This window comes from Shimia sp., assembly GCF_039969785.1.
Lineage (GTDB): Bacteria > Pseudomonadota > Alphaproteobacteria > Rhodobacterales > Rhodobacteraceae > Shimia.
Window position 1 is genome coordinate 1 of the sequence record NZ_JBDVNC010000043.1, and the last position, 7,502, is coordinate 7,502.

Consider the following 7,502-nt stretch of genomic DNA (forward strand, 5'->3'; position numbering starts at 1 on the left):
GGCCTTCTTCCAACCGGAAGGCATCAAGATAAAGTGCGTGGCCAATTCGTCCTTCCGTATCGCCCACCAATGCCTCAGACAGAACGCCTCCTCCGTAGGAGTGGGCAACTACCGTTGCGTCGCTTATATCGTTGAAAAACAAATGATTTAGAATATCTTTTGCGTGAACGTATAACCCAACATCTGGTGATTGCCGATGATAACTGGCTCCTAATCCAGACAAATCCAGGGTTGACACCTGAAAGCCTTTTTGCGTCAGCAACGGCACTACATCTTTCCATGCCCTCGCCCCGTGCCAAGCACCGTGTACCAAAACTATGCTTGCACTTGTTGTATTCGCGCTCACGCTCTTTACTAAAACGGGGGCAGCCAATGATGCTGCACCAATCGCAATTGCACTTCGTCTAGAAACGTTCGTCATAACAAACCTCAGGACCGTTAAAACCCTGTCAGATTTGCACAGAAATCTAGCTGTGTCACATCAAACCGCGACACGTCCACATTGCCCGCATAGCAGACCTTAGTCAGAAACGCAGCGAATGACCGGATTCCGCCGATGGTGTTGAAAAACTCTTTGTTGCAGTGCGGCAAGTCGTTTGAGTCACTCAGTTTTGAGGGGATTGGAGGATTTGGCGATGATGGGTGTTCGGAAGACGGAAGCGCAGCTGTTCTACGAGTTCGATCTGGATGCTCACGTTCCTACCAATCACGTGTTGCGCGAGATTGATCGGTTTCTGGATATGGATGGGATGCGTGAAGCAATTCGCCCCTTCTATAGCCACACGGGTCGGCCTTCGATTGATCCAGAACTGATCGTACGAATGCTTGTTATCGGCTATGCCATGGGTATCCGGTCAGAACGCCGCCTCTGCCAGGATGTGCATTTGAACCTGGCGTATCGCTGGTTTTGTCGATTGGGCTTGGACGACAAGGTGCCGGACCATTCCACTTTCTCGCGCTATCGGCACGGCAAGTTTCGTGAAAGCGATCTTTTGCGTCAGATCTTCGAGGCGACCGTCGAAAGGTGCCTGAAGGAGGATTTGGTCTCGGGTGAAGGTTTGGCCGTTGATGCCAGTCTGATACCGGCCGATGCAAACAAGACCCGGTCGATAGCTGCCAAGGACTGGGGGCCTGAGGTTGCTCGAAAGGCTGGGAACCGGGCTGCACGAGAGTATCTCGAAACGCTCGATGATGCCGCTTTCGGGGCCGCTTCGCCATCCCAGCCGAAATTTGTCGCCAAGTCCGACCCGGCAGCCCAGTGGACCCGTGCTGACGAAAGCAGGCCCTACTTCGCCTATGCCACCAACTACCTGACCGACACCAAAAGCTCAGTGATCATGGACGTTGAGGCCACAAGAGCAATCCGTCAGGCTGAGGTTGGTGCCTCTCAAACCATGCTGGATCGCACCGAACATCGCTTTGGGATAAGGCCGGACTGGCTGGCGGCAGATACGGCCTACGGTTCTGCCGCCAATCTCGGCTGGCTGGTCAAGCAGCGTGGCATCATCCCGTTCATCCCTGTGCTCGACAAATCCAATCGTGTGGACGGCACCTGGTCACGAGCCGACTTCGAATGGGATGAGAAGAATGACCAATACCTCTGCCCCGAGGGTCATGCCCTCAAACAGTTCCGCCGTAACTATTCCGACCCGAACCGGGGCAAGAACCTCACTGGGCGTCGTAAATATCGGGCCTTGAAATCCGACTGCGAAGCGTGCCCCTCAAAGCAGCGCTGCTGTCCGAAAGCCAGTGCCAGATATATCACCCGCGAACCACATGAAGACGCCCGGGACTTCGCTCGTTCCAGCAGGAAGACGAAGGCCTACAAGGTGTCTCGCGACAAACGCAAGAAGGTTGAAATGCTGTTTGCCCACCTCAAACGTATCCTCAATCTGACACGGCTCGGATTACGAGGGCCGAATGGCGCCAAGGATGAATTCCTCCTCGCCGCCATCGCCCAGAACCTCCGAAAACTCGCAAAGCTACGACCTCGCTGTGCCCAAATGGAGGCTCCTGCATGAGGTGAACAGCCAATACAGCCGACCAGAGGCGCCAGACCGGAAGAGGCCGGGGCCCAAATGGCTGGCCGTTGAAGACCGCTCCTGAAATCCGCGAAATCTGGCCGTGTTTTTCAACAATATCGGCTGAGAAGAGCCGTTCGCCGCAAAGTGCAACAATGTCGGGTACTGGGATGTACCGGCTGCTTCACCCAGCAGGTTAGGCTGAGCCTAGTTCACCTGCATATAGGAGAAGTAGCATGGCGAAGATTGAATTTGATGACTTAATGTCGATTGGAATCGATATAGGCAAAGATACGTTTCATTTGGTTGCTTTTAACCAAGATGGACTGCGTGTTCTGCGTAAGCAGATAAAGCGACTGGCGTTGGTCGCGACATTCGAGAAGTTGCCGCGCTGTATCGTGGGCATGGAGGCTTGCCTCAGCGCCCATTTTGTCAGCCGGACCTTGCGCAAGATGGGTTTTGAGCCTCGGATCATCCCTGCGATCTATGTGAAGCCGTTCAACAAAGGTCAAAAGAACGATTACAACGACGCGGAGGCAATTACCGAGGCGGCACTGCGTCCGAACTTGAAAGCGGTTTCTGAGAAATCTCAGGATCAGCTCGACTTACAGGCGTTGCATCGTGTGCGGTCACGTTTAGTGTCGCGTCGGACTGCGACAATCAACCAGATCCGCGCCTTTCTGATCGAACAAGGGATCACTGTCCGCAAAGGCCTGCGCGCGCTGAAGAATTCCTTTGAGACGATCCTGGAGGAGCGCAAAGACGAGATAACGCCGCGGATGCGTCTCATCCTGATTGGTCTTTACGGCGACTGGATGTGGATGGATGACCGGATCGAAAAAGTATCCGCCGGGATTGAAGAGATCAGCCGTACTGAAGAAAACTGCGTCAACGTGATGACGGTACCAGGGATTGGTCCCATGATTTCCACAACGATGGTAGCGGCGGTTGGCGAAGGCGAGGCCTTTGATCGCGGTCGCGACTTTGCGGCCTAGGTCGGCCTCGTTCCTCGGCAATACAGTACTGGTGGCGAACGATCTTGGGTCGCATCTCCAAACGCGGCAGTAGATACCTGCGAATGCAGTTCGTCCAGGCTGCGAAAATCATCATGATGCGCCCGCATCGATGGCCTGACTTCAGCTTTGGTGAATGGCTGACACGCGCATCAGAACGTATGCATCGCAATAAGGCAGCCGTCGCACTCGCCAACAAGTTGGCCCGGATGGCGTGGAGCATATTGAGACATAAAACGGCGTTTGATGCGCCCGGAGATGAGATCATGGCTGGCGTCTAAAGCACCACCACGATCCCAAAGGAGTTCGCGATAGATAGCAAAGCATGGAACGGAAATATTACGCCCCCAGAGTCAGACGGCCCAAAAGGTCATAATCGACCTGTCCGCTAATGAGATCACGGCGCGTGCGTAACCCCAACAAGGCCACGACCCGCGTGTCGATCAACAGGCCGGATACATGTGAGCGACTTCCGAGAACATGCAAGAAATCATTTGCGAACAGCAGCCGGTACATACATTTGGGCCGAAAGCACCAGTTGGGCTGATCCGAGTGAAGGTCTGCAAAGTCCCGCAACTGGAACATCCAAGACATGCGCAGCGACCGGTTGGTTATCCGTATTGCGGCCATTGGTATTGCGGCCATTGGTTCATTGCGCGGCTAACGACAACAATGAGTTCATATTGACCAAATTGAGAATGCCGTCAGCAGGCTAGATCAGTGGAAACTTGATACGTCAAATTCACCCAAAGCTGTCATTCAAGTTACCGGCTCTCATGATGGTTTCTACAAAGCTCAACGGCCAATCTAGTTTTGTTGTGTGATCGCATGTCGAATTGAGATATTGAGTGTTATGTCGGGAATTTCGGGCGATGCCAAATCGGCGCCTACCGTTGAGAAATGAGAAGAGCACATTGCCGGAAATCGCGAAATGGCTGGCTGAACTAGGGCTAGAAAAATATATCTCCACTTTCGAGGACGCCGAGATCGATTTTGAAACCCTCCCTGATTTGGAGGAGGATGATCTTAAGGAACTTGGATTACCGCTTGGTCCACGCCGGAAAGCATGGGGAGCAATCCAACGGCTGGACAGTATTGCCACGGCATCTGATTCAACTCCCCAATCCGAAACACCTCCGAAGTCGGTCACCACAACCGATACACCATCTTCCTCGGACGCCGAACGCCGCCATCTGACGGTCATGTTTGTTGATCTCGTGGGCTCCACTGAGATGGCGACGAAGTTGGACGCCGAGGACATGCGCGATGTCATCACCAGCTACCAGAACACCGTCGCCGGTGTCGTTAGCCGCTACGAAGGCTTTGTCGCCAAGTTCATGGGTGATGGCGTGCTGTGCTATTTTGGTTGGCCCCGAGCCAACGAGGATGACGCTGAGCGCGCCGTCCGCGCAGGCCTGTCCATCATCGACGCGGTTAAGTTAACCAAAGCGCCCAACGGCACGCCCCTGTCCACCCGCGTTGGCATCGCGACTGGCGTTGTTATTGTTGGCGATCTGATCGGTAGCGGTGCGACGCAGGAGGCTGCAGTAGTCGGTGAAACACCGAATCTCGCGGCGCGTCTGCAAGGCGTTGCAGGCCTGAACCAACTGGTTGTCGCCAAAGAAACACAGCGCCTGCTGGGGGCGATCTTTAATCTCTCTCGGCTCAAAGGACAGGACCTGAAGGGCATTGCAGGTCCTATTGACGCCTATCGGGTGGAGGGCGAAGCAACCGTTCAAAGCCGGTTCGCCGCTCGCCAGTCAGGCGGGATGACAGCCATTGTTGGGCGCGAGCGTGAGATTGAGCTGATGATCGAACGCTGGGCTCTGACCCGGTCGGGCCAGGGTCAGATGGCCATCGTCAGTGGTGAGGCGGGGATCGGCAAGTCGCGCATCACGCAGGAGGTTATCGATGAGGTCGCCAAGGATGACCATACGCGGATCACCTTCCAGTGTTCACCTTACCACGTGGACAGCGCCTTCTATCCGGTCACGCAACAGATGTCTTTCGCTGCCGGGATTGCGCCATCTGACAGCCCTGATTTGCGGCTGAAAAAGTTGGAAGCGTTACTTGAAGCTGATCAGGACACGCTGCGACTGGTCTCGCCACTATTGGGACTGGACGGCGAAGCCCGCTATGGCGCGCTTGATCTAACGCCAGCGCAGCAGCGGGCGAAGACGATGCAGGCTCTGGCCGGGTTGCTCGCGCGACAAGCGGCGGAAAAACCTGTGCTGATGGTATTTGAAGACCTGCACTGGATCGACCCAACATCGCAGGAGTTACTGGACACTTTGCTGGCTCGGATCACAGATCAGCCGATGATGATCCTCGCCACCGCGCGTCCGACATTCGATTATGGCTTTGGCGGGCATCCTATCGTCACGAAGTTTGCGCTGAACCGCCTTGGTAAGGATCAGATCGGCGCCATCGTGGCGAAACTAACCGACGGCAAGGCACTGCCGGACGAGATCATGGCGATCATCGCGCAGCGCACAGATGGCGTACCGCTGTTTATTGAAGAGTTGACCAAGACCATCCTCGAATCCAGCGCGCTGAAAGACGACGGCGAGCGATACGTTCTCAATGGCCCTCTCCGCGCCATTGCCATTCCGACAACGCTGCATGACAGCCTGCTGGCCCGGCTGGACCGGCTGCAACCTATCAAGGAAGTCGCCCAGACCGCCGCATGTATCGGACGAGAGTTCAGCTACCGACTGCTGTCACAGATCTCGCCTCTGAAAGATGCCGAATTGACAGGGGCAATGGACGGTCTGATCGCAGCCGAGCTGATCTATCGACGTGGCCTGCCACCCGAAGCGACATATCTGTTCAAGCACGCGCTGGTCCGCGACGCTGCATATGAGAGCCTGCTGAAAGAGCGTCGACGCACGATTCATACCCGCATTCTGAGCGCGCTGGAAACAGACCCCGACATCGCCCCTGAAGTACTTGCCGTCCATGCCGATGCCGCCAACCAGACAGACCGAGCCGTCGATCTGTGGGAAGTCGCCAGCAAAGCTGCTATCGCAAGACCGGCGTTTGATGAAGCGATCTCACACCTTGGCAGGGCAATCAGTTTGATCACGCCTCAGCTGGAAACCAGCGATACTCCGCCTTATGAACGCGCGCTTGCGCTGCAGGTTTCTCTAAGCATGACTTTTCTCTCACGCAAAGGCCACGCGGCTGACGAAACACTGGCTTCATTTGAAAAAGCGTTGGGTTTCGCGAACAAAGTGGGCGAGACCCCGATGCGGTATTCAATCCTCTACGGATTGTGGGTTAGCGCAGGAACCCGAGGGCAGCACGCAGACGCACTTCGCAGCGCAGAATCACTCGTTGAAATTACCGCGAATTCGCCGAACACCCCCCAAATGGTAGTGGCCAACCGAGTTGCTGGAGCCTCGCACTGGTTCATGGGCAATTATGCTCAGTCGGGTCGGTTTTTGGACGTCGCCTTTGCCAACTATGATCAGGTTGCGCACGCTGGGCTCGCCAGCCAGTTTGGACAAGATATCGGCGTTGCGGCCCACGTGTTCAAAGCACTAAACTTGTTGACCCAGGGGCAGACAACACTCGCAGTAGCTCACATGGACGAGGCGGAAAATGTTGCTGGGTCGACCGGTCATATTCAGACGGTCTGCTATTTGCTCATGATGAGAGCGCTATTCAGCCTGATATCCGGAGACGATTCAGACGTAGAGCGATGTTTGAACGAGGCGTCACCTAAAGCTCACGAACACAATCTGGGGCTTTGGTCGGCTTTCATACCTATTATCGGCGAAACTATGGCAGCGCGAAATGGCGACGAAACCAGCATTGAAAGGTACCGAAAGGCTTATGAACAGTTTGCTTCCACAAAGTTCACAACCAATTTAACGCATCTTCATATTGATCTTGCCCAATCCGCATTGTTGTTAGGACATTCCAGCTATGCGGCAGAATTGGCGAAACTGGTACAGGTCATGATCGATAAGACGGGCGAGGAAGTCGCGCTCTCCAGCCTCCATCGGCTACAGGCGGCCCTAGCCAGGCTTGGTGATGACCAAGAGACTGCTGAAAGGTACCTTGGCTACGCTCTCAATGTTGCGCGCCGACAGGGCGGCAAACTCTGGGAACTGCGCGCAGCCATCGACCTGGCGGGCCTGTGGCGAGATCAGGGAAAGACCGCCGAGGCGATCTCTCTCCTCCAACCCGTTCACGGCAGCATCGCAGATGGCGACTGCCCCGAAGATTGCAAGATTGCCAATGAGCTATTGACCGCCTTAACGGCAAAGTAGTCCATCAATGGAGGAATGCCAATGTCTCCTAATGTCATACTTTGCAAGGGCCAGTGTTGAATGTCATTGAGAACTGACCCGGTAGCCCCCCAAATTGTCACTGAGAATTGACCCATGTGAACACATGGCCCTGACGTTTTTGTTCAGGGAGATTTGGAGTGATCGACATGGGATTTTTGAGTGTCATTCGA

At 55.0% G+C, this 7,502-nt stretch carries 4 protein-coding genes and 1 pseudogene; 3 read left to right on the plus strand and 2 right to left on the minus strand.

What is annotated here, in order from left to right; genetic code table 11:
* A partial coding sequence (locus ABJI08_RS19110) for an alpha/beta fold hydrolase (RefSeq protein WP_348403450.1) occupies positions 1–421 on the minus strand: 421 nt, incomplete at its 3' end.
* A 214-nt stretch (positions 422–635) separates the two neighbouring features.
* Here ABJI08_RS19110 and ABJI08_RS19115 point away from each other — a divergent pair.
* Both ABJI08_RS19115 and ABJI08_RS19120 read left to right on the plus strand, forming a co-directional pair.
* On the plus strand, positions 636–2,021 hold the full coding sequence (locus ABJI08_RS19115) for an IS1182 family transposase (RefSeq protein ID WP_348403451.1): 1,386 nt from the start codon (positions 636–638) through the stop codon (positions 2,019–2,021).
* 236 nt (positions 2,022–2,257) lie between these two features.
* Positions 2,258–3,315 (plus strand): annotated as a pseudogene (locus tag ABJI08_RS19120) (IS110 family transposase).
* Between the two features lie 58 nt (positions 3,316–3,373).
* Here ABJI08_RS19120 and ABJI08_RS19125 read toward each other — a convergent pair.
* Entirely contained in the window at positions 3,374–3,679 is a 306-nt protein-coding gene (locus ABJI08_RS19125; RefSeq protein ID WP_348403452.1) for a hypothetical protein, read from the minus strand.
* A 248-nt stretch (positions 3,680–3,927) separates the two neighbouring features.
* Between ABJI08_RS19125 and ABJI08_RS19130 the strand changes: the two genes are divergently transcribed.
* On the plus strand, positions 3,928–7,311 hold the full coding sequence (locus ABJI08_RS19130; RefSeq protein ID WP_348403453.1) for an adenylate/guanylate cyclase domain-containing protein: 3,384 nt from the start codon (positions 3,928–3,930) through the stop codon (positions 7,309–7,311).
* The last annotated feature ends 191 nt before the right edge of the window (positions 7,312–7,502 follow it).

Bases quoted from the DNA above. Each gene is read 5' to 3' on its own strand.
- ABJI08_RS19125 (WP_348403452.1), bottom strand. From the start codon at position 3,679: ATGGCCGCAATACCAATGGCCGCAATACGGATAACCAACCGGTCGCTG.
- ABJI08_RS19115 (WP_348403451.1), top strand. From the start codon at position 636: ATGATGGGTGTTCGGAAGACGGAAGCGCAGCTGTTCTACGAGTTCGAT.